Annotated in this window: 20 protein-coding genes; 13 read left to right on the top strand and 7 right to left on the bottom strand. The window is 59.2% G+C overall.

Features of this window, described 5'->3' with window-relative positions:
• Positions 1-202 precede the first annotated feature (202 nt).
• The 4 genes from J2X66_RS22040 (at position 203) to J2X66_RS22055 (ending at position 5,380) form a co-directional block, all read left to right on the top strand.
• Positions 203-1,807 carry a response regulator gene (locus J2X66_RS22040; protein WP_310268470.1) on the top strand — a complete coding sequence of 535 codons (1,605 nt, stop codon included), beginning with the start codon at positions 203-205 and terminating at the stop codon, positions 1,805-1,807.
• On the top strand, positions 1,804-2,496 hold the full coding sequence (locus tag J2X66_RS22045) for a sensor histidine kinase KdpD (RefSeq protein WP_059182309.1): 693 nt from the start codon (positions 1,804-1,806) through the stop codon (positions 2,494-2,496). Before J2X66_RS22040 ends, J2X66_RS22045 begins: the two co-directional genes overlap by 4 nt.
• Positions 2,497-2,695: 199 nt before the next feature.
• Entirely contained in the window at positions 2,696-3,937 is a 1,242-nt protein-coding gene (locus J2X66_RS22050; protein WP_310269273.1) for a glutamine synthetase family protein, read from the top strand.
• A 69-nt stretch (positions 3,938-4,006) separates the two neighbouring features.
• A complete protein-coding gene (locus J2X66_RS22055; protein ID WP_310268476.1) occupies positions 4,007-5,380 on the top strand; it encodes an MFS transporter in 1,374 nt (457 codons plus the stop codon).
• Positions 5,381-5,446: 66 nt separating this feature from the next.
• On the opposite strand, the gene J2X66_RS22060 is transcribed toward J2X66_RS22055, so the two are convergent.
• From J2X66_RS22060 to flgA, 4 genes are all read right to left on the bottom strand, one after another.
• Positions 5,447-6,193, bottom strand: a complete 747-nt coding sequence (locus J2X66_RS22060) for a flagellar regulator YcgR PilZN domain-containing protein (RefSeq protein WP_310268479.1) — start codon at positions 6,191-6,193, stop codon at positions 5,447-5,449.
• 92 nt (positions 6,194-6,285) lie between these two features.
• Positions 6,286-6,753, bottom strand: a complete 468-nt coding sequence (locus J2X66_RS22065; protein ID WP_310268482.1) for a flagellar protein FlgN — start codon at positions 6,751-6,753, stop codon at positions 6,286-6,288.
• Between the two features lie 49 nt (positions 6,754-6,802).
• Positions 6,803-7,129 carry a flagellar biosynthesis anti-sigma factor FlgM gene (gene flgM, locus J2X66_RS22070; RefSeq protein ID WP_027923951.1) on the bottom strand — a complete coding sequence of 109 codons (327 nt, stop codon included), beginning with the start codon at positions 7,127-7,129 and terminating at the stop codon, positions 6,803-6,805.
• Positions 7,130-7,297: 168 nt separating this feature from the next.
• Positions 7,298-8,059 (bottom strand): flagellar basal body P-ring formation chaperone FlgA, encoded by a 762-nt coding sequence (gene flgA, locus J2X66_RS22075; protein ID WP_310269277.1) that lies wholly within the window; start codon positions 8,057-8,059, stop codon positions 7,298-7,300.
• 82 nt (positions 8,060-8,141) lie between these two features.
• Here flgA and J2X66_RS22080 point away from each other — a divergent pair, with 82 nt between their 5' ends.
• From J2X66_RS22080 to flgE, 6 genes are all read left to right on the top strand, one after another.
• Positions 8,142-9,074, top strand: a complete 933-nt coding sequence (locus tag J2X66_RS22080) for a chemotaxis protein CheV (protein WP_059182310.1) — start codon at positions 8,142-8,144, stop codon at positions 9,072-9,074.
• 46 nt (positions 9,075-9,120) lie between these two features.
• Positions 9,121-9,948 carry a protein-glutamate O-methyltransferase CheR gene (gene cheR / locus J2X66_RS22085; RefSeq protein ID WP_007899126.1) on the top strand — a complete coding sequence of 276 codons (828 nt, stop codon included), beginning with the start codon at positions 9,121-9,123 and terminating at the stop codon, positions 9,946-9,948.
• Positions 9,949-10,254: 306 nt separating this feature from the next.
• Positions 10,255-10,662: a flagellar basal body rod protein FlgB gene (gene flgB, locus J2X66_RS22090; protein WP_310268488.1), complete on the top strand. Its 408-nt coding sequence runs from the start codon at positions 10,255-10,257 to the stop codon at positions 10,660-10,662.
• 3 nt (positions 10,663-10,665) lie between these two features.
• The gene (gene flgC / locus J2X66_RS22095) at positions 10,666-11,109 is read left to right on the top strand and encodes a flagellar basal body rod protein FlgC (RefSeq protein WP_123432836.1); all 444 of its coding nucleotides are present in this window, start codon (positions 10,666-10,668) and stop codon (positions 11,107-11,109) included.
• Between the two features lie 15 nt (positions 11,110-11,124).
• The gene (gene flgD, locus J2X66_RS22100; RefSeq protein ID WP_310268493.1) at positions 11,125-11,850 is read left to right on the top strand and encodes a flagellar hook assembly protein FlgD; all 726 of its coding nucleotides are present in this window, start codon (positions 11,125-11,127) and stop codon (positions 11,848-11,850) included.
• Between the two features lie 31 nt (positions 11,851-11,881).
• Complete coding sequence (gene flgE, locus J2X66_RS22105) at positions 11,882-13,198, top strand: flagellar hook protein FlgE (protein WP_310268496.1); 1,317 nt, start codon at positions 11,882-11,884, stop codon at positions 13,196-13,198.
• Between the two features lie 208 nt (positions 13,199-13,406).
• Here the strand turns inward: flgE and J2X66_RS22110 are convergent, their stop codons facing one another.
• Complete coding sequence (locus J2X66_RS22110; RefSeq protein ID WP_310268499.1) at positions 13,407-16,301, bottom strand: ribonucleoside-diphosphate reductase subunit alpha; 2,895 nt, start codon at positions 16,299-16,301, stop codon at positions 13,407-13,409.
• A gap of 733 nt (positions 16,302-17,034) precedes the next feature.
• Between J2X66_RS22110 and J2X66_RS22115 the strand changes: the two genes are divergently transcribed.
• Both J2X66_RS22115 and J2X66_RS22120 read left to right on the top strand, forming a co-directional pair.
• Complete coding sequence (locus J2X66_RS22115; RefSeq protein WP_027923958.1) at positions 17,035-17,757, top strand: response regulator; 723 nt, start codon at positions 17,035-17,037, stop codon at positions 17,755-17,757.
• A complete protein-coding gene (locus tag J2X66_RS22120) occupies positions 17,754-19,364 on the top strand; it encodes an ATP-binding protein (protein WP_310268503.1) in 1,611 nt (536 codons plus the stop codon). Before J2X66_RS22115 ends, J2X66_RS22120 begins: the two co-directional genes overlap by 4 nt.
• Before the next feature lie 59 nt (positions 19,365-19,423).
• On the opposite strand, the gene J2X66_RS22125 is transcribed toward J2X66_RS22120, so the two are convergent.
• The gene (locus J2X66_RS22125) at positions 19,424-20,149 is read right to left on the bottom strand and encodes a 4'-phosphopantetheinyl transferase superfamily protein (RefSeq protein ID WP_310268506.1); all 726 of its coding nucleotides are present in this window, start codon (positions 20,147-20,149) and stop codon (positions 19,424-19,426) included.
• A gap of 74 nt (positions 20,150-20,223) precedes the next feature.
• A complete protein-coding gene (locus J2X66_RS22130; RefSeq protein WP_310268509.1) occupies positions 20,224-21,015 on the bottom strand; it encodes a dienelactone hydrolase family protein in 792 nt (263 codons plus the stop codon).
• A 144-nt stretch (positions 21,016-21,159) separates the two neighbouring features.
• Between J2X66_RS22130 and J2X66_RS22135 the strand changes: the two genes are divergently transcribed.
• On the top strand, positions 21,160-21,465 hold the full coding sequence (locus tag J2X66_RS22135) for a hypothetical protein (RefSeq protein WP_310268513.1): 306 nt from the start codon (positions 21,160-21,162) through the stop codon (positions 21,463-21,465).
• Positions 21,466-21,506 lie beyond the last annotated feature (41 nt).

The following is a 21,506-nucleotide window of genomic DNA, read 5'->3' on the forward strand; positions in this document are numbered from 1 at the left end:
GCCTTCTACCGGCGACATGGGGGTGTTGATGCAAAACGGGGGGTAACACTCGTGTCGATAAAGCAGAATAATCCCGTTTTTAAATAACACCTTCAAATATTTAGCCATCGCTTGAGCGTCACGTCGTCTCAAGGTATCGGCACTGTTGGCCGATAACCCGAACGGTCATGCTCTTCTTCTTAAAATTGCCTGGAAATCTTCGATGCTGTCGTATCACCAAAAGAGTTTTCTGATCGTCGATGATTTCTCGGATTTCCGCAGTTCCGTCAGGTCCATGCTGCGGGAACTGGGCGTCAAGGACGTGGATACCGCGGATTCTGGCGAGCAGGCGCTGCGCATGTGTTCGCAGAAGGCCTACGATTTCATCCTGCAGGATTTCCACCTCGGCGACGGCAAGAAGAACGGTCAGCAGGTCCTCGAAGACTTGATGATCGAAAAGCTGATCAGCCATGAAAGCGTGTTCGTCATGGTGACCGCCGAAACCAGTCAGGCCATGGTCCTCAGCGCGCTGGAACACGAACCGGATGCCTACCTGACCAAGCCGTTCAACCGCTCTGGCCTGGCCCAGCGCCTGGAGCGTCTGGAGCAGCGCAAGAACCTGCTCAAGCCGATCCTGCAGGCCCTCGACCGTGGCAAGCCGCTGGAAGTGCTCAATGCCTGCATCGAGCTGTGCAAGAAGGACATCCGTTATTCGCCGCTGTGTCTGCGCTACCGCGCGGATGCCTTGCGCGACTTGAATCAGAACGAAGCGCTGGAACGTCTCTACGACAGCATCATTGCCGATAGGCCGTTGCCGTGGGCGTTTGCCGGGTTGGGCCAGTTGCTGTTCAAGCGCGGCCAGGTCAGCCAGGCCAAGGGCATCTATGAAAAAGCCCTGAAAGTGTTTCCGATGATGCCGGCGCTGTATGACGGCATGGCCGACGTGCTGGTAGTCGAAGGCGACACCAAGGGCGCGCAGAAAGTATTGGAAGAAGCCATTCGCCTGTCGCCGCTGGCCGTGCGCCGGCAAGCGTTGCTGGGCAAACTGGCGATGGCCAACGAAGATTTCGACACCGCCTCCAGGGCGTATCGCCAGGCGGTGTCCCAGGGCGCGCAGTCGCGTTTCAAAGACGCGGAAAGCAACCTCGGCCTGGCCCACGCCTTGATCAGCAAAGGCAGCGAGAAAGGCCTGGATACCCGCACCCGTCTGGAAATCAACACGACCCTCAGCCTGGTGGCCAAGGAGAACCCGAGCGACCCTGGCCTGCAGATTCGTGCGCGCCTGATGAAAGCTACCAGTTTGTTGCTCAACGACGCCGAAACCGCCGAGAAACTCACCGAGCAAGCGATGATGCGCCTCGACGGCATGGAGCAATTCATGAGTGCCGAAGCGGCGCTGCTGGTGGCCAAGCAGTTGCAAATGCTCGGTCAGGCAAGCGCCGGTGCGTCGATGTTGAAAAACTGTGCGGAGATCTACGGTGACGATCCGGTAGTAATGCAAGGCATCGCCAAACTGACCGACGACCCGACGATCCTCAGTTCCAGCAACGCCGCTGCCGAGCTCAACCGTCAGGGCGTGCGGGTTTACAAAACCGGCAATCTGGTGGAAGCCCGGGCAGTGTTCCGCAAGGCGCTGGCGATGCAGCCGAAAAACATCAGTATCGCCCTGAACATGGCGCAGTCGCTGCTGCACGGCACTGACACGAGTGTGCCATCGGCGGAAATCGAAGAATGTCGGGTCTGCCTGAAAATGGTCGGCTTGATGCCCGACACCGACGCGCGTTATCCGCGCTATCAGAAACTGAAAATCAAGGCGTTCGGCGGATGAGCCAAGACAACCCTGCATTGGATTTCTCGACGGTGATTGCCTCCACCGTACACGACATGAAGAACTCGCTGGCCATGCTGATGCAGGCGCACAGCCAGTGGCTGGCGCGCTTGCCCGACCCGGAGCAGCACAGCCCGGAGCAGGGCGTCATCGAGTATGAGTTCGCCCACCTCAACGGCATGCTCGTGCAGTTGTTGGGCCTGTACAAACTGGGGGTCAATCAGTTGCCGTTGCAACCGGCCTACCATGACCTGGATGACTTTCTCGAAGCGCAACTGGCCAGCCATCAAGACGTGTTCGCCAGTCGTGGCATTATCGCGACCTATGAAGTCGACCCGTTGAGCCCGCTGGGTTTCTTCGACCGCGAGCTGGTCGCTTCGGTACTGGGCAACATCATCAACAACGCCATTCGCTACGCGCGCGAGTCGCTGCTGATCAGCGTCAGCGACGAGGGCGGTCAACTGGTGCTGAGCATCAATGATGATGGCGCCGGCTATCCGGCAGAGATGATCGAGTTTCAGGCGGATTATGTGCAAGGCATCAACTACAGCAGCAGTAGCACCGGCCTGGGCCTGTACTTTGCCGGGCGCATCGCCGCGATGCATCAGCGCAATGGCGTCGTCGGCAGCACCCGGCTCAGCAATGGCGGCCCGTTGGGCGGCGGTGTATTCAGCCTTTACCTGCCCTGAGCGTTCTTTATTGTGTGGCGCTGCTTGAAATTCTGAACAGGCGAAGCCTATTTTGTACGGGTCGCCGTTCGCGGCTCGCACAACAAAGGATTGAGTCATGACTACCGATGGCCATCGTTCACTCGCACAGCGATTGGCGGGCATTGATGAGATTGAATGTGTCACCCCGGACTTGAATGGAGTTCCCCGGGGCAAAGTCATGACGGCCGAGGGCTTCCTCGAAGGACGTCGGTTGCAGTTGGCGCGGGGTGTGCTGCTGCAATGCATCATGGGCGGGTATCCACCCGCGCGTTTTTACGGCAGCGATGACGGCGACCTTGCGTTGGTGCCGGACCCTGCGCATATCTATCGCTTGCCCTGGAGCCAACAGCCCCGGGCGCTGGCCATTTGCGATGCGGACGAATTGACCGGTGAACCGTCGAGTCTGTCGACCCGCGGTCAACTCAAATCGGTGATCGCGCGTTACGCGGCTCGCGGCCTGGCGCCGGTGGTGGCGACCGAGCTGGAGTTCTTCGTGTTCGCGCCCAACCCCGATCCGACTCAACCGTTCCAGCCGCCGCTGGGCCTGGACGGCCGTCGCGAGGACGGTCAGTCGGCGTTCAGTGTCAGTTCCAACAGCGGCTTGCGGCCGTTCTTCACCGAAGTCTATGAATGCATGGCGGCGCTGGGCCTGCCACGCGATACCTTCATGCACGAAATGGGTGTCAGCCAGTTCGAGATCAACCTGCTGCACGGTGACCCGCTGTTGCTGGCCGACCAGACATTGCTGTTCAAACATCTGCTCAAGGAAGTCGCGCTCAAGCATGGCCTGACCGTGGTCTGCATGGCCAAGCCACTGGCGCACACGCCGGGCAGTTCGATGCATATTCACCAAAGCATCGTCGACATCAACACCGCCCGGAACGTGTTCAGCGACGAGGCGGGTCAGCCGACCGCGACCTTCCGTCACTTCATTGGTGGCCAGCAGGCCGGCATGGCCGATTTCACGGCGTTGTTTGCACCGAACGTGAACTCGTATCAGCGCTTGTGCCATCCGTACGCGTCGCCGAATAATGCCTGCTGGTCCCACGACAACCGCGCCGCCGGGTTGCGCATTCCGGCCAGTTCACCGGTCGCTCGTCGGGTCGAAAACCGTTTGCCGGGAGCGGACGCCAATCCGTACCTGGCGATCGCCGCCAGCCTTGCCGCCGGGTTGCATGGCATTGAAAACGAGCTGGAGCCGACCGAGGCGATCCAGGGCGAATTCGACGTGCCGGATAATCTTTCGTTGCCGTGTACCTTGCATGCGGCTCTTGAGCGTCTGAAACGTAGCCAATTGGCGAAGGAACTGTTTGGCACTGAGTTCATCGAAGGCTACGTCGCTTCGAAGTCCATGGAACTGACCAGCTTCTTTGATGAAATTACTCCCTGGGAACGGCGTGTTTTAGCTGCTCAGGCCTGACGCTTCGTCGTCTTCGGGCTATCGTTTCGGTAGCCTGATCTTCACTGCAAGGAGCCGCTCGGAACGCCGATGCGCCAAATCTGGAAATCCTTTCGAGCGCTGTATTTCGCCTCGCTGATGATGTTGATCGGCTCGGGCCTGTTGAGCACTTACCTGGCCTTGCGCCTGGCGGCCGATCACGTCGACAGCTTGTGGGTCGGTGCGTTGATGGCGGCCAACTATTTTGGCCTGGTGCTGGGCGGCAAGATCGGTCACCGACTGATTGCCCGGGTCGGGCATATTCGTGCGTATGCCGCGTGTGCCGGGATCGTCGGTGCGGCGGTACTCGGTCACGGGTTGATCGACTGGCTGCCGGCCTGGCTGTTCCTGCGGGTGATCGTCGGTCTGGGCATGATGTGCCAGTACATGGTCATCGAGAGCTGGCTCAATGAGCAGGCCGATGCCAAGCAACGCGGCATGGTCTTCAGCGGCTACATGATCGCTTCCTACCTGGGGTTGGTGCTGGGTCAGCTGATTCTGGTCATGCACCCCGGCCTGGGCCTGGAACTGCTGATGCTGGTCGCGTTGTGCTTCGCCCTGTGCCTGGTGCCGGTCGCGCTCACTCGACGGATTCACCCGGCGCCCTTGCACCCTGCGCCGATGGAACCGCGATTCTTCATTAAACGCGTGCCGCAGTCGTTGAGCACGGTGTTGGGTGCCGGGTTGATTGTGGGTTCGTTCTACGGTCTGGCGCCGCTGTACGCCTCCCAGCAGGGGTTGTCCACCGAGCAGGTCGGTCTGTTCATGGGTAGCTGCATTTTTGCCGGCCTGCTGGTGCAGTGGCCGCTGGGTTGGCTGTCGGACCGTTATGACCGGGCACTGCTGATTCGCTGTTTTGCCTTCAGCCTGGCGCTGGCCGCGTTGCCGTTGGCGATCCTGCAGAAGGTACCGCTGGAGGTGTTGTTCATCTCCGGGTTCCTCTGTTCGCTGGTGCAGTTCTGCCTGTATCCGTTGGCGGTGGCGTTCTCCAATGACCACGTCGAAGGTGATCGCCGAGTCTCGCTGACAGCGATGCTGCTGGTGACCTACGGCGTCGGCGCCAGTATCGGGCCGCTGGTCGCCGGGGTACTGATGAAGCTGTTCGGCAGCCACATGCTCTACGCGTTCTTCAGTTTCTTCGCGCTGGTGCTGGTGTGGCGGATCCGCCCGAAAGCGGTCACCAACCTGCATCAGGTCGACGATGCGCCGCTGCATCACGTGGCCATGCCGGACAGCATGTCGAGTTCGCCGCTGGTGGTGTGCCTTGATCCGCGTGTGGATGAACAGATCGTTCAAGAGCAGATGCACAGCCCGCCGCATCCGGAAGCGGAGCCGGAACCAGAGGTGGAACTGGAAGATGACCCGACGCCACCGGAAGACCCGGACGCTGGTCGCGAACAAAGTTTCACTGAAGCCAGACCTTGATTTTTTGATACATAAAAAACGGGCAGTCACCGCAAAGGGCTGCCCGTTTTTTGTTGAAGCGGTGTATCAGAGATCGTCTTTGTCGAAGCGCCGTGCTTCACGCTGCAGCTGATACACGAAGCGTTCGACCTGACGCTGCACCAGCCCGCTCATGTTGTGAAAGCGGATGCCGGCGAAGGTGGTGGAGATCCTTTCTTCGAAGTGCAGGTAACGCAGTTCCACCGGTGTGGTCATGCTGCCGAAGGGCAGGTCAGCGACGAATCGGTCATAGACCTGGCCCAATTGCAGTCGGCTGGTGATGTCACCCTCAAAGCGCAGCTTGCAGCCGGTGGCGGAAATATCCAGCAACTTGCCCTTGACGGGCGACTTGAGCTTTTCACCGCCCAATTCGACATTGACCAATTGCGCCAGTTTCAATGCAGCCCGGAAGGCATTGCGGCGCTGATGGTAGACGACTTCGTCAGGTAGTTTGCCACGATAGCAGCGTGCGTCGCTGAGTTCGTCAATGCTCAGCGGGCCGTTGCTTTCCCAGGCGATGCGCACGCCGTCGTGGAAGCCTTCGACCCGAAACGATTCGCCTGCCAGCAGATAGCGCTCACCATCGCGGGGCACCATTTCATCCAGGGCAATCATGTTGTTGTCACGGTCAACCTCAACCAGATAGCTCTGGAAGCGCTGGTTACGTTCGTGGAACGTAATGATCAGCGGGTCATGGCTTTCTTGCAGTTGCCGCAGGTTACCCGCGATCTCCATGGGCGTGGAGAGCACCTTGGGTGGCTGCGGAGCATCTTCCGCGGTTAAGGCATTGGGCACGGTTCATCGTTCTCCGGACAAAATGTGACTGCGCATGGCCAGCATACTGCCATCATGTGGCGCGTCTTGAAAGTGCGAACTCATCAACAGGTTCACGCCTGACTGAGCGGGCGCGGCTTCGCTAGCTTGGCGGTTGATCCGCGGGCATCGTAAAGCGCGGGTGGTTCGCCGCCGGTGAGGATCTTCAGCTGATTGGCCGTGGCGGCCTGTTGGACCAGGATCGACTGACCATTATTGACGTTGATGGCCTGGCACTGAGCCAGAAGGTCGGTCAGGGCATCGCTTTGCGCAAGTAACTGATCACCGACGCTGGATTCGCTGGCGAGTTGCTCCAGGCCCTTGCGATTGGTGGGCAGATTGAGGCTGGCGAGGACTTCGCTGCGCTTGCGGCCATGCTGTTCGAGCAGAATGATCATTGCCTGTTTGCGCGCCAGAATGTCTTCGAGCAGTGGCATGTCGCGACCATGCAAGGCGAGGGACTCGTTTTGCAGCAACTCCAGCAAGTGTTGCGCTGGAGCAAAGTCGTCGATGATCAGTTGCAGTAAATTAGTGTCGTGCATGGCTGGCCTTGGGGTTTAAGCGTCCAAAAGCCTGGCGCAGACCGAGGGCCTAGCGCTGGGCTTCGAAGTTGAGCAGTTTGCTGGCTACACGGTTGCTGTCGACTTTATAGCTGCCATCGGCAATCGCTGCTTTCAACTCGGCCACGCGGGCATTGTCGACGGCAGGCTGATCGCGCAGCTTGTCAGTGACCTTCTGCAACTGTTGAGCCTCATTGCTGAGGTGTACCGATTCCCCGCTTTTGGCGGTACTGGCCTGTTCGGCCGGGGTATTCAGCGGCGCGGATTTGCCGGCTTCGGCAGTGTCCTTGTTGGCGCTGGTACGCGTACTGCCGGTCAGTGACGAGGAACTGTTCAAACGGCTGAAATCGATGACCATGATAAAAAACCTCTGGGAATTTGGACGCTTGCCATGTTTTCGGCTCTTCCTGCAAAAACTTTAGGCCCATTTATCAACGAGCCTGCATGCGCCAGCGCATTTCCTGCGTGAGGCACAGCTTAGGGAACAGCCACGGCCAGCGCCATGTTTTCGCAAGCGCAGAGTTTCTTACATGGCCACTTCCACCTGGCCCGGCGCTATGACCTGCGCCTTGATGACCCGTTGGGAGTTGAGGTTTTTTACCCGGATCTGTTCACGCAAGCCGCCATTGGACAGGGCCTCGCCCGGCATGCGCACGCTGAGCGTGCCGCTGCGGGCGGTAATCACCACTTGGTCACCTTTGGAAATGACTTCGGCCTGCTCGAGATGGACCAGCGTCAGCACCTGATCGGCGACCGTTGGTCGGGTAAGTTTTTGTCCAATCGTCTGATCGATGGAGGTGAAGTATCCCTGGCCGATCAGGCTGATGTCGCGTTCGCGCAGCATGACGTCGCCCGGCTCGATGTAGCCGGCGCGTTTGAGGGGCCGCGTGGTGGTGACGACGTCGCGAAACAGGCGGACTTGAGCGGGCACGAACACTGTCCAGGGCGAGGTACTGTCGCAACGCACCTTGACCGTGACCCGGCCAATCGGGATCGCCGGGCTCTCCAGAGTGGCTGTCAATTCCTTGTCGCACATGGGCATGCGCAGGCGCGGATCGAGCTGCTTGACCTCGATCTCATAACGGCCTTCGGTTTGACTGCTCGCCAAATAGTCTTCTACGGTGAACTCAAGAAAGCCCTGAGTGACGCCGATAAGCATGTCAGGCAAGGTAACTGCGTCAGCAAGGGCAGGGCTGCCAGCGTTGAACAGGCAGACGGCCGACATCGCGCAAAGCACGTGGCGAGCGTTTGATGTCAGGCGTCGGAAAAATGTCGGTTCTGTGTTCATAAGAGTTAAAAAGCAAGCGCCGTGCCGTTTAGCAATGAACGTGCGTCGCAACACACTTAAGCGTTGGTGTAGGAGTCTGTGCATGGCTGGTGTAATGGATGCGGTAAACCAGCGCACGCAACTGGTAGGGCAGAATCGCCTGGAGCTGCTGTTGTTCCGTCTCGACGGCCAGCAGCTCTATGGGATCAACGTGTTCAAGGTTCGGGAAGTGCTGCAATGCCCCAAACTCACGCTGATGCCAAAATCCAGTCCTGTCGTGTGCGGTGTGGCAAATATCCGGGGGGCGACCATTCCGATTCTTGATCTGGCCATGGCGACCGGCTCCGGCGCGCTGAAAGATCAAAGCAATCCGTTCGTGATCATCACGGAGTACAACACCAAGACCCAGGGTTTCCTGGTGCGCTCGGTGGAACGCATCGTCAACATGAACTGGGAAGAGATTCATCCGCCACCCAAGGGCACGGGACGCGATCACTACCTGACGGCTGTGACTCGGGTCGACAATCAGTTAGTCGAAATCATCGACGTCGAGAAAATCCTCGCGGAAGTGGCGCCGACTCCGGAAGCGATTTCGGTCGGTGTGGTCGATGTCGAAACCCAGCACAAGGCCTTGTCCTTGAAGGTCTTGACCGTCGATGACTCGTCGGTGGCGCGCAAGCAGGTGACTCGTTGTCTGCAAACCGTCGGTGTCGAAGTGGTGGCGTTGAATGACGGCAAGCAAGCGCTGGATTACCTGCGCAAGCTGGTCGACGAAGGGAAAAAGCCGGAAGAAGAGTTCCTGATGATGATTTCCGACATCGAGATGCCGGAAATGGACGGGTACACCCTCACGGCCGAGATCCGCAACGATCCACGCATGCAAAAGCTTCATATCATCCTGCATACTTCGTTGTCCGGGGTATTCAATCAGGCGATGGTCAAGAAAGTCGGTGCCGATGACTTCCTTGCCAAGTTCCGTCCTGATGACCTGGCATCCCGGGTAGTCGACCGGATCAAAGCAGCAGATATCAGCTAGGGGCCTTCTGCCCCTGGTGGTTAACACGATTTAAGAGGCGGCATCTTTGTCTACGGGTAATTTGGATTTCGAACAGTTCCGGGTCTTCCTGGAAAAAGCCTGTGGCATTTTGCTCGGTGAAAACAAGCAGTACCTGGTCTCGAGCCGTCTCAACAAACTGATGGAACAGCAAGGCATCAAATCCCTGGGTGAGCTGGTCCAGCGCATCCAGACCCAGCCGCGCAGCGGTTTGCGCGAGATGGTGGTGGACGCGATGACGACCAACGAAACCCTGTGGTTTCGTGACACCTATCCGTTTGAAGTGTTGAAGAACAAGGTATTGCCTGAAGCGATCAAGGCTGCACCCGGCCAGCGTTTGCGGATCTGGTCCGCGGCATGTTCGTCGGGTCAGGAACCGTACTCGCTGTCGATGTCCATCGATGAGTTCGAACGCGTCAACATGGGCCAGCTGAAGATGGGGGTGCAAATTGTCGCCACCGACCTGTCCGGCACCATGCTGACCAACTGCAAGACCGGCGAGTACGACAGCCTGGCGATCGGCCGTGGCCTGTCGCCCGAGCGTCTTCAGCGTTACTTCGACCCGAAAGGGCCGGGGCGCTGGGCGATCAAGGCGCCGATCAAGAGCCGCGTGGAGTTTCGTTCGTTCAACCTGCTGGACAGTTATGCAGCGCTGGGCAAGTTCGACATCGTGTTCTGCCGCAACGTGCTGATCTACTTCTCCGCCGAGGTGAAGAAAGACATCCTGTTGCGCATTCACAGCACGCTCAAGCCAGGCGGCTATCTGTTCCTCGGTGCGTCCGAAGCGCTGAACGGTTTACCGGATCATTACCAGATGGTTCAGTGCAGCCCGGGGATCATTTACCAGGCGAAGTGATTCGTTGGCGGCACAAAAAAACGGGAGTCCTCAGGGACTCCCGTTTTTTTATGCCTGATGGTTTTTCGCCAACACCACAATCCCCTGTGGGAGCCGGGCTTGTCCGGCTCCCACAGGGTAAGAGTTGTTCTTTCGAAGGCGATAAGCGGCAGAAAAGCGGCAGCCTGCGGAAACCGTTTGCCGCTTTTCTGGCATTGCCGCCCTTGCCACTGCCCGCAAAGCCCCGGTTTCCGGGGTTTTCTGATTTGGCACGCCGCTTGCTATGTCTCTGTTACGAAAAATCAGGTCACCCGAAGGTTTCCCGACATGAGCATCAGCTTCGATAAAGCGCTCGGTATCCACGAACAAGCCCTGGGCTTCCGCGCTCAGCGTGCCGAAGTCCTGGCCAACAACATCTCCAACGCCGACACCCCGAACTACAAGGCTCGGGATCTGGACTTCTCCAAAGTGCTTGCCGCACAGAACGAGAAAACCAAGGGCGGTACTTTTGCCTTGAACATGACCAACAGCCGTCATATCGAAGCTGAAGGCCTGGGCAATGGCGACGAGTCGTTGCTGTATCGCACGCCGATGCAACCGTCGATCGACCAGAACACCGTGGACGCCCAGCTTGAACAATCAGCGTACGCGGAAAACGCCGTCGGCTTCCAGGCCAGCTTCACCCTGCTCAACAGCAAATTCAAAGGGCTGGTGTCAGCCCTTCGCGGAGAGTAAGTCATGTCCCTATCCAGTGTTTTCAACATTGCCGGTAGCGGCATGAGTGCGCAAACCACGCGCTTGAACACCGTCGCCTCGAACATCGCCAACGCCGAAACCGTCTCGTCGAGCATCGACCAGACCTATCGCGCCCGTCACCCGGTGTTCGCCACCATGTTCCAGGGCGGCCAGAACGGCGGCAGCGATTCGCTGTTCCAGAGCCAGGACGCTGCTGGTCAAGGCGTGCAAGTGCTGGGCGTGGTCGAAGACCAGAGCAACCTTGAAGCGCGCTACGAGCCGAACCATCCGGCTGCCGACGCCAAGGGCTACGTCTACTACCCGAACGTCAACGTCGTCGAAGAAATGGCCGACATGATTTCCGCGAGCCGTTCGTTCCAGACCAACGCCGAAATGATGAACACCGCCAAAACCATGATGCAGAAGGTCCTGACCCTCGGTCAGTGATAAGGGGCGACTCAGATGAGTGTTACCGATACCACCAGCGGCTTGAGCCTCAAGGATGTTCTGGCCAACTCTTCGGTCAAGACCAGCAACACCAGCAGCGACGGCTTGGCCGCCGCTACCAGCAGCGCCACCGGCAAGAACGCATTGGGCAAAGACGCGTTCCTGCAGTTGTTGGTAACTCAACTGAAAAACCAGAACCCGCTGGAACCGCAGGACAACGGCGCGTTTGTCGCGCAGTTGGCGCAGTTCAGTAGCCTGGAAGGCATCACCACGCTCAACGATACGGTCAGCGGCATTGCCGGCAACTACAACTCGTCGCAAGCGTTGCAAGCTTCTTCGCTGGTAGGCCGTTCGGTTGTTGCCCAGACCGACACAGCGGTGGTCGACACCTCCAAGAGTTTCAACGGTACGGCTGTCGTACCAGCCTCGACGAACCCGGTCACAATCAAGATCACCGATACCGATGGCAAAGTGGTTCGCACCATCGATCTTGGCAGTCAGCAGGCCGGCAACGCCGGTTTCATCTGGGACGGCAAGAACGATGCGGGCGAGGTGGCCAAGGCCGGCACTTACAAGTTTGCTGCTACCGCGACTTACGACAGCAAGGCGACCTCGCTGGTGACCTACCTGCCGGCAACCGTCAACAGCGTGACCATCAGCCAGACTGGCGGTGAGTTGATGCTGAACCTGGCAGGCCTGGGCAGTGTTGCCCTGTCCAAAGTACAGACCATTGGTATATAGAGCCGACTAACACGGCACAAAGGAGTGGAATATGTCTTTCAATATCGGCCTTAGCGGTCTCTATGCAGCCAACAAACAACTGGACGTGACCGGCAACAACATCGCCAACGTTGCGACCACCGGTTTCAAATCCTCCCGTGCAGAATTCGAAGACGTGTACTCGGCCACGCGCCTGGGTACCGGCAGCAAGACCGTCGGCAACGGCGTGCGTCTGGCCAACGTTTCCCAGCAGTTCGGCCAGGGCGACGTGAACAACACCGGCAACGTGTTGGACATGGGTATCCAGGGCAACGGTTTCTTCGTCATGAGCGACAACGGCTCGCTGAGTTACACCCGTGCCGGTGCGTTCAAGACTGACGCCCAGAACTACGTGGTCGACAACAACGGCCGTCGCTTGCAGGGTTTTGGCGTAGACGCCAACGGCAAGATCATCAACGGCGTGCTGACCGACCTGAAAATCGACACTTCGAGCCTGGCGCCGCATGCGACCACCCGTGTCGACCAGACGATGAACCTGAACTCCTCGGACCCACTGCCAACAGTGACCCCGTTCAACGTCAAAGACACCAACAGCTACAACAAGACCATTTCCACCCCTGTGTACGACACGCAGGGCAACCAGCACACGATGGACCAGTACTACGTTAAAAATGCGGCGTCCAACTCCTGGACTGTCTACACCTACATGGACGGCCGTAGCCCAACCAACCCATTGGCAGAGCCGCCAGTGCCGATCACTGCTGACCTCACCTTCAACCCTGATGGCAGCATCAAGACCCTGGTGGGCGGTGCGGGCTGGACGCAAACCGGTACCACCCTGACCATGACGGGCTGGAAGCCGGGTGTGATGGTTAACGCCAACACCAACCCGCCAACCTGGGCCCTGAATGGTTCGGACGCCGCCGCAGCCGGTATCGCGTTCGACATGACCAAAACCACCTCGTACGCTTCGCCAACCGCACGTACTGCGCAGTACCAGGACGGTTACGCGACAGGCCAGATTTCCAGCCTGACCATCGACGAAAGCGGTGTCATGACCGCCAACTTCACCAACCAGCAAACCAAGGCCATCGGCCAGGTAGCCATTGCCAGCTTCGCCAACGAACAAGGCTTGCAGCCAATCGGTGGTTCTGGCTGGAAAGAAACCTTCGCCTCGGGCGTGCCTGGAATCGATGCACCGAAAACCGGCACCTTGGGTTCGGTTGTGTCCAACTCGCTGGAAGAGTCCAACGTCAACCTGACCAACGAACTGGTTGATTTGATCAAGGCGCAGAGCAACTATCAGGCGAACGCCAAGACCATCTCCACCCAGAGCACCATCATGCAGACCATCATTCAGATGACCTGATGCTGGATAACGCTGCATAAAGAACCCCTCGCAAGAGGGGTTTTTTATGGCCGGTGTTTGTCTCAGGCACTGGCTTCAGGTTGTCTGTGCTGGCCTCATCGCGAGTAGCTCGGCCACCACTTTCTTCCAGGCAAAAGAAAACCCCCGACAATCCAGAGGATTGATCGGGGGTTCCAGGTAAGCGCCTTTCAGCGCCTACCAGCTCAGCTTATTGGCAAGCTTCGCAATCCGGCTCGTCGATGGCGCAGGCCTTTGGCACTGGCGCAGGGCCGGCTGGTGCTGCCAGGACCGAGTCGTCACCGTGGTTGCCGCCGCTGGAAACAGCGTTCAGCTTGCCGGTGTTGATGGTCGACTTCTCGGTGCTGGTCGCGGCCAGGGCACGGAGGTAGTAAGTGGTTTTCAGACCACGGTACCAGGCCATGCGGTAGGTCACGTCCAGCTTCTTGCCCGATGCGCCGGCGATGTACAGGTTCAGCGATTGAGCCTGGTCGATCCACTTCTGACGACGGCTTGCCGCGTCAACGATCCACTTGGTGTCCACTTCGAAAGCAGTCGCGTAGAGCTCTTTGAGTTCTTGCGGGATGCGCTCGATCTGCTGCACCGAACCGTCGTAGTACTTCAGGTCGTTGATCATGACCGAGTCCCACAGACCGCGTGCCTTGAGGTCGCGAACCAGGTACGGGTTGATCACGGTGAATTCGCCCGACAGGTTCGATTTCACATAGAGGTTCTGGTAGGTCGGTTCGATCGACTGCGAGACGCCCGTGATGTTGGCGATGGTCGCGGTCGGTGCGATGGCCATGATGTTGGAGTTACGAATGCCTTTCTGCACACGGGCGCGAACCGGTGCCCAGTCCAGGGATTCGTTCAGGTCAACGTCGATGTACTTCTGGCCACGCTGCTCGATCAGGATCTGTTGCGAATCCAGCGGCAGGATGCCTTTGGACCACAGCGAACCCTGGAACGTCTCGTAGGCACCGCGCTCGTCGGCCAGGTCGCAGGAAGCCTGGATCGCGTAGTAGCTGACCGCTTCCATCGACTTGTCGGCGAACTCGACCGCAGCATCCGAACCGTAAGGAATGTGCTGCAGGTACAGCGCGTCCTGGAAGCCCATGATGCCCAGGCCGACCGGACGGTGCTTGAAGTTGGAGTTCTTCGCTTGCGGCACCGAGTAGTAGTTGATGTCGATCACGTTATCGAGCATGCGAACGGCGGTGTTGACGGTGCGTTGCAGCTTGGCGGTGTCCAGCTTGCCGTTGACGATGTGGTTCGGCAGGTTGATCGAGCCCAGGTTGCAAACAGCGATCTCGTCCTTGTTGGTGTTCAAGGTGATCTCGGTGCACAGGTTCGAGCTGTGGACCACGCCGACGTGCTGCTGCGGGCTGCGCAGGTTGCACGGGTCTTTGAAGGTCAGCCATGGGTGGCCGGTTTCAAACAGCATGGACAGCATTTTGCGCCACAGGTCTTTGGCCTGGATGGTCTTGAACAGTTTGACCTTGCCTGGGTATTCGGTCAGGGCTTCGTAGTACTCGTAACGCTCTTCGAAAGCCTTGCCGGTCAGGTCGTGCAGGTCCGGCACTTCGGATGGCGAGAACAGGGTCCACTTGCCGTCATCGAAGACGCGCTTCATGAACAGGTCAGGGATCCAGTTGGCGGTGTTCATGTCGTGGGTACGACGACGGTCATCACCGGTGTTCTTGCGCAGCTCGATGAACTCTTCGATGTCCATGTGCCAGGTTTCCAGGTAGGCACATACAGCGCCTTTGCGCTTGCCACCCTGGTTAACGGCAACGGCGGTGTCGTTCACTACTTTGAGGAACGGCACAACGCCCTGGGATTTGCCGTTGGTGCCCTTGATGTACGAACCGAGCGCGCGAACCGGCGTCCAGTCGTTGCCCAGGCCACCGGCGAATTTCGACAGCATGGCGTTGTCGTGGATCGCGTGGTAGATGCCCGACAGGTCATCAGGCACGGTGGTCAGGTAGCAGCTCGACAGCTGTGGACGCAGGGTGCCGGCGTTGAACAGCGTCGGAGTCGAGGACATGTAGTCGAAGGACGACAACAGGTTGTAGAACTCGATGGCGCGGTCTTCTTTCTGCTTCTCTTCGATCGCCAGGCCCATGGCCACGCGCATGAAGAAGATTTGCGGCAGTTCGAAGCGGATACCGTCCTTGTGGATGAAGTAACGGTCGTACAGGGTTTGCAGGCCCAGGTACGTGAACTGCTGATCGCGCTCGTGGTTGATCGCCTTGCCGAGTTTTTCCAGGTCAAAAGTGGCCAGGACCGGGTTCAGCAATTCGAATTCGATACCCTTGGCGATGTATGCAGGCAGCGCCTTGGCGTACAGGTCGACCATCTCGTGGTGGGTCGCGCTTTCGGCAACATTGAGGAAGCTCAGGCCTTCGGCACGCAGGGTGTCCATCAGCAGGCGAGCGGTCACGAACGAGTAGTTCGGCTCACGTTCAACCAGGGTACGGGCAGTCATCACCAAGGCAGTGTTGACGTCGGTCAGGGCCACGCCGTCGTACAGGTTTTTCAGGGTTTCGCGCTGGATCAGGTCGCCGTCGACTTCTTCCAGGCCTTCGCACGCTTCGGTGACGATGGTGTTCAGGCGACCCATGTCCAGAGGGGCGAAGCTGCCATCGGCGCGGGTGATGCGGATCGACGGGTGAGCGTTGACCGCTTCTTCGGCCGGGGCGTGGGCGGCGCGTTGTTTCGAGCGGCCGTCACGGTAGATCACGTAGTCGCGAGCGACTTTCTGCTCGCCGGCACGCATCAGGGCCAGTTCGACCTGGTCCTGGATTTCTTCGATGTGGATGGTGCCGCCCGAAGGCATGCGACGCTTGAAGGTCGCGGTGACTTGTTCGGTCAAGCGGGCCACGGTGTCATGGATTCGCGACGAGGCGGCAGCGGTGCCGCCCTCAACTGCGAGAAACGCTTTGGTGATGGCGACGGTAATTTTGTCATCGGTGTAAGGAACGACAGTGCCGTTACGCTTGATCACGCGAAGCTGACCAGGCGCGGTGGCGGACAGATCCGAAGTCGAATCAGCGGCCTGCGGCAAGGTGCCCTGCGGGTTCTCGCGAGTTGTGTCGGTTTGCATGGGGGGGTGTCTCCACATTCTCTATGTTTGTTTGGGCACCATAAAGGTGCCCACCGTTCTGTCCAAAAGCACTACAACCGACGGAGGTCGGGCATAACAACTTCGGGACAGTAGGAAAAAGGCTAATGATGCCGCTTCCTTGCCGAAGTCTTTGGCCGCGAGCCTGGGCTCGAAGCCGGATTCCTTTCAGGGGTGCCAGTTATGACTGCAACACCCGTACCGTTTCGGCTGTTCTGGCCTGAAAAAACGGTGCCATCCGCACGTGCGGTTTGGGCTTGTAAAATCGTGCTTGGTTCAACCATAAACAGGCAATAAAGCGCTTGAGTTTCTGGTCTGAAATGTGGTTGGGCTTTTAAGCTAAAACCCTACATGTAGGGTTTTTTTGGCGCCGAGGTACAAGATAATGCGTTTTGGAGGGTGTTGCAACGTACTACCTGTGGATAAACCTGTGCGTAAATTGTGCGTGAAAGGTGGAACGGGCGTGTAGGCCGCGACCTAGCTGGAGCGCACCGTTTTTCATCGAATTTCAACGACTGAAAACGGCCATTTGGATTTTTAAGGGCGCGAACCCTATCACAAAAATCCGGGTTGTCCGAACGCATTTACCGGCTTGTGTTCTCGACGGGCGGCGTTTATACAATCGCCCCATGGTTACGCATTCTTATCCTCCCCAATCATTACAAAAAGACGGGCGGATCTTCCTTATAAGTGTTGTTGGCAAGCAGAGGTCACCGTGGAGCAAGAAGCCTGGCAGGTATTGATTGTGGAGGACGACCAGCGTCTGGCCGAACTGACCCGCGACTACCTGGAAGCCAATGGCCTGCGCGTTTCGATCGAAGGCAACGGTGCGCTGGCGGCGGCACGCATCATTAAGGAGAAACCGGACCTGGTGATCCTCGACCTGATGCTGCCGGGCGAAGACGGCCTGAGCATCTGCCGCAAGGTCCGCGACAAGTATGACGGCCCGATCCTGATGCTCACCGCCCGCACCGACGACACCGACCAGATCCTCGGCCTCGACCTCGGAGCTGACGACTACGTGTGCAAACCCGTTCGCCCACGCCTGTTGCTGGCGCGCATCCAGGCCCTGTTGCGCCGTAGCGAAGCCCCCGAGGCCACCCCGGAAAAACAGCGGCGTCTGCAGTTCGGCCCATTGGTGGTGGACAACGCGTTGCGTGAAGCCTGGCTGCATGACAACGGCATCGAGCTGACCAGCGCCGAGTTCGACCTGCTCTGGCTGCTGGTGGCCAACGCCGGGCGCATCCTGTCCCGGGAAGAGATTTTCACTGCGTTGCGCGGCATCGGTTACGACGGCCAGGACCGTTCCATCGATGTCCGCATCTCGCGCATCCGTCCGAAAATCGGCGATGACCCGGAGCACCCGCGACTGATCAAGACCATCCGCAGCAAGGGCTATCTGTTTGTTCCCGAAGCTTGCGTAGACCCGTCACTGTGAATTCGATCTTCCTGCGTATTTATGGCGGCATGTGTGCGGCGTTGATTTTGGTCGCGGTGCTGGGCGTGCTGGCGTTGCATCTGCTCAACGAGGTGCGCAGCGAGCAATACCGGGAGCGTCTGGCCCACGGTACGTTTTCGTTGATGGCCGACAACCTCAAGCCGATGAACGAAACCGAGCGACATCGCGCGTTGCTGGTCTGGGAACGATTGCTGGGGATCCCATTGGCGCTGACCACGTTTGCCCAGACTGACCTCGACCTCACCCAGCGCACCCGTGTGCTGCGCGGGCAGGCGCTGGTGGAACAGACCGGCCCGCATGCGGCCAAGGTTTATCGACTGGTCAGCGACAAGGAACAGCTTGTGCTGACGGGGGAGGTGCAGCAGATCAGCGAGCAACTGGCACGCGCCACTATTTATCTGCTGGTCGATGAACTGGTGCGCTACCCGGTGGCGGAGCAGCCCGAGCGGCTGGCGTTGTTGAAAGAAGACAAGGGGTTTGGATTCGACTTGCGCCTGGTCAAGGTCGAGCAGGCGGACATGGACGAAGACCAGAGCCGCCGGGTGTCCGAGGGCGATACGGTGATGGCGCTGGGCAAGGGCGGTGACTCGATCCGGGTGTTCGCCGGCATGGTCGGGACGCCGTGGGTGCTGGAGATCGGCCCGCTGTACCAGATGAATCCTTATCCACCGCAATGGCTGGTGTTGATCGCAGCCCTCGGATTGAGCCTGATCGGTTTGATCGTCTACCTGCTGGTGCGGCAACTGGAGCGGCGTTTGCGCGGTCTGGAAGCGGCCGCCACGCGTATCGCCAAGGGCAGCCTGGAAACCCGAGTACCGGCGCGAGGTGCCGACTCGGTGGGGCGACTGGCCGCGGCGTTCAACGGCATGGCCGAGCACTTGCAACAGTTACTGGCGATCCAGCGTGAACTGGTGCGCGCGGTGTCCCACGAGCTGCGCACACCGGTGGCACGCCTGCGTTTTGGCCTGGAGATGATCGGCTCGGCCACCACGCCGCAACAGCTGGAAAAATACCGCGAAGGCATGGACCACGACATCGAAGACCTGGACAAACTGGTCGATGAGATGCTGACCTACGCGCGACTGGAACAGGGCTCGCCTGCGCTGAATTTCCAGCGGATCGACCTTGATGCATTGGTCAATCAAGTGATCGAAGAACTGGCGCCGTTACGCGCCGACGTTACGGTGCAGCGCGGGTTATGCCTGTCGGCGGCAGATTGCGATGACGCCTGGGTCGAGGCTGAACCACGTTACTTGCATCGGGCCATCCAGAACCTCGTCAGCAATGCCATGCGCCACGCCTCGTCGCGGGTGACCGTGAGTTATCAGGTGGGGCAGCAACGCTGCCGGGTGGACGTCGAGGATGACGGGCCGGGTGTGCCGGAGTTGGCCTGGGAGCGGATTTTCACGCCGTTCCTGCGCCTGGACGACAGCCGTACCCGGGCGTCGGGCGGGCATGGGTTGGGGTTGTCCATTGTGCGGCGGATCATCCATTGGCATGACGGGCGGGCGTTGATCAGCAAGAGCAAGAGTCTGGGCGGGGCCTGTTTCAGTCTGAGTTGGCCGCGCAATCAGGAAAAGCGCTGAGATTGTTTGCGCCTGTTCCAGCCCCATCGCGAGCAGGCCCGATTTGGCTCCTCACATCCTCAGGCCTTGATACTGACCAGGCTCAACACCTGCCCATCCATCACCCCAAACTGCGCCTCCAGCTCCGTGCCATTGCGCCACTCGCCAGACAAATCCGTCAGCAACCGCAACCGCACCTCACCGGCCTCGGTCCATTCCAGCACCTCGGCATGTTCAAAATAAAAGCGCTGCTGAACGATCGGGTACAGCGCCTTGAACAGACTTTCCTTCACCGAAAACGTCAGCGTCACCAGCAGCGCCAGATCATCGCGACGACCGGCCGTCATGCGTTGCAACTCCGGCGGCGTGAGGATTTCCCCGGCCAGGCGCTCGGCCCGTTCCGGGTTGAGCAGGTTTTCCAGGTCCATCCCCAACCCGCGCCAATCGGTTTTCCTCGCGACAATGGCCGCTGCCCGGCCGGTGCTGTGGGTGATTGAGCCGGCGATGTGCGCGGGCCACATTGGCGCCCGGTCTTCGCCGATGGCCGGGATAAAACTCAGGCCTTCCAATTGTTGCAGCGCGGCCCTGGCGCACACCCGTCCGGCGAGAAATTCGGCCTGGCGCTTGGCGACCGAGCGCTGAATGCTCGCCGGCGGCTCGATGGCGCTGCGCCGGAAATCATCGCTGGCCAGTTGCGAACTGTCGAAGTGGGTACTCAGCAACACCGTATCGGGCAGCACAAACGGCAGCGGCCAATGGACGTCGAGTGGGGTGCAGCAGACGGGAAGGGCGGGGGCGGGATTCATGGCGGGCATTTTGCCGGGTTGCTCGCGGGCTGGGTAGTGCAAAGGTCTGGATGGCCGCACCGCGGTCCTCCTGACTAACCAAATATCCTTTTGAAAAACGCCTGCATATCCGCCCACGAACGCTCATCCGCCGCCTTGTTGTACCCGATATCCGGCCCACCATGATCGCCATGGCTCAACCGGTCCGCATCCGGATTGCTGAACCCGTGCTTGGCGCCCTCCAGGCTGACGAATGTATAGTCGGCGCCGGCCTTGTCCATTTCAGCCTTGAACGCCGCCACGGCATCCGGCGTGACCATACTGTCCAGCGCTCCATGTTCCACCAGGATTTTCGCCTTCACACTGCCAGGGGGGGCTGGCGTATTGGTTGCCAGCGCGCCGTGGAAACTCACCACTCCCAGCAGCGGGGCACCCTGGCGCGCCGCGTTCAGCACCACACCGCCGCCGAAGCAGTAACCGATCGCAGCGACTTTATTCGCGTCGGTTTGTGGCTGTTGCTTCAACAGCTCAAGCCCGGCCTGAAAGCGCACGGCGGCCGCCGAACTGTCCTTGAGCACTGCCTGCATGAACGCCATCGCGTCCTTTGGATGCTCAGTGTTCTTGCCGCCGCCATACATGTCGATGGCCAGCGCGCTATAGCCCAGGCCGGCGAGGTCACGGGCGCGGCGCTTGGCGTAATCATTCAGGCCCCAGAATTCATGTACCACCACCACGCCGGGGCGCGGCCCCTTGATGGCGTCGTCGTAGGCGTAATAGCCGATCATTTTTGTGCTGTCGGCACTTTGATAGGGAATTTCCTGAGTCTTGATGGCGGCTTGAGTCAGCCCGCTCAACACCAGCAAACAGAGGGCGAGGAATACGCGCATGGTCGGATCTCCTGCAATTGAGTCATCAGAATAGCCGGGTCAATCTGGTTCAGCTCAGGTTCAGTCTGCGTTCAGGGCCAGTTCAGGGGCAGGTCAGTAAGGTAGCTTCGTACCCAAAGCACCTGCGCATGAGGACATTCCCTAATGACTGGCTTTAAAAACCTGATTCTGGCTTTCACCGTTCTGAGCGCCAGCACCGCCGCGCTTGCCTCCGATGACATCATTGCCAGCCTTGCTCTTGGGAAGACCAACGAGAGGGTCAAAAGATCCCTCACACTGAACAGCTTCAGCACGGTCAGCACCGTGGGTCAGGAAAGTGCCTGGAGCACGCATTTGGGCCAACCCGCAACCCCGGCCGATTACCGCGCCGGTTACGCCAATGTGTCGGTCTCGCACAATGGCATTAAACTCAATCAGCAAGACCTGATGGGCCGCTATGATCTGTCCTGACCGTTGTGCCATTGGAGATGTCGTTTTGCCCGGGAGAGCGT

This window comes from Pseudomonas sp. 3296 (assembly GCF_031456615.1).
GTDB lineage: Bacteria > Pseudomonadota > Gammaproteobacteria > Pseudomonadales > Pseudomonadaceae > Aquipseudomonas > Aquipseudomonas mucoides.

Coding starts and splice junctions, on each gene's coding strand:
- J2X66_RS22040 (WP_310268470.1), top strand. CDS start 203: ATGCTGTCGTATCACCAAAAGAGTTTTCTGATCGTCGATGATTTCTCG.
- J2X66_RS22045 (WP_059182309.1), top strand. CDS start 1,804: ATGAGCCAAGACAACCCTGCATTGGATTTCTCGACGGTGATTGCCTCC.
- J2X66_RS22050 (WP_310269273.1), top strand. CDS start 2,696: ATGACGGCCGAGGGCTTCCTCGAAGGACGTCGGTTGCAGTTGGCGCGG.
- J2X66_RS22055 (WP_310268476.1), top strand. CDS start 4,007: ATGCGCCAAATCTGGAAATCCTTTCGAGCGCTGTATTTCGCCTCGCTG.
- J2X66_RS22065 (WP_310268482.1), bottom strand. CDS start 6,753: ATGCACGACACTAATTTACTGCAACTGATCATCGACGACTTTGCTCCA.
- flgM (WP_027923951.1), bottom strand. CDS start 7,129: ATGGTCATCGATTTCAGCCGTTTGAACAGTTCCTCGTCACTGACCGGC.
- flgA (WP_310269277.1), bottom strand. CDS start 8,059: ATGAACACAGAACCGACATTTTTCCGACGCCTGACATCAAACGCTCGC.
- J2X66_RS22080 (WP_059182310.1), top strand. CDS start 8,142: ATGGCTGGTGTAATGGATGCGGTAAACCAGCGCACGCAACTGGTAGGG.
- flgB (WP_310268488.1), top strand. CDS start 10,255: ATGAGCATCAGCTTCGATAAAGCGCTCGGTATCCACGAACAAGCCCTG.
- flgC (WP_123432836.1), top strand. CDS start 10,666: ATGTCCCTATCCAGTGTTTTCAACATTGCCGGTAGCGGCATGAGTGCG.
- flgD (WP_310268493.1), top strand. CDS start 11,125: ATGAGTGTTACCGATACCACCAGCGGCTTGAGCCTCAAGGATGTTCTG.
- flgE (WP_310268496.1), top strand. CDS start 11,882: ATGTCTTTCAATATCGGCCTTAGCGGTCTCTATGCAGCCAACAAACAA.
- J2X66_RS22110 (WP_310268499.1), bottom strand. CDS start 16,301: ATGCAAACCGACACAACTCGCGAGAACCCGCAGGGCACCTTGCCGCAG.
- J2X66_RS22125 (WP_310268506.1), bottom strand. CDS start 20,149: ATGAATCCCGCCCCCGCCCTTCCCGTCTGCTGCACCCCACTCGACGTC.
- J2X66_RS22130 (WP_310268509.1), bottom strand. CDS start 21,015: ATGCGCGTATTCCTCGCCCTCTGTTTGCTGGTGTTGAGCGGGCTGACT.
- J2X66_RS22135 (WP_310268513.1), top strand. CDS start 21,160: ATGACTGGCTTTAAAAACCTGATTCTGGCTTTCACCGTTCTGAGCGCC.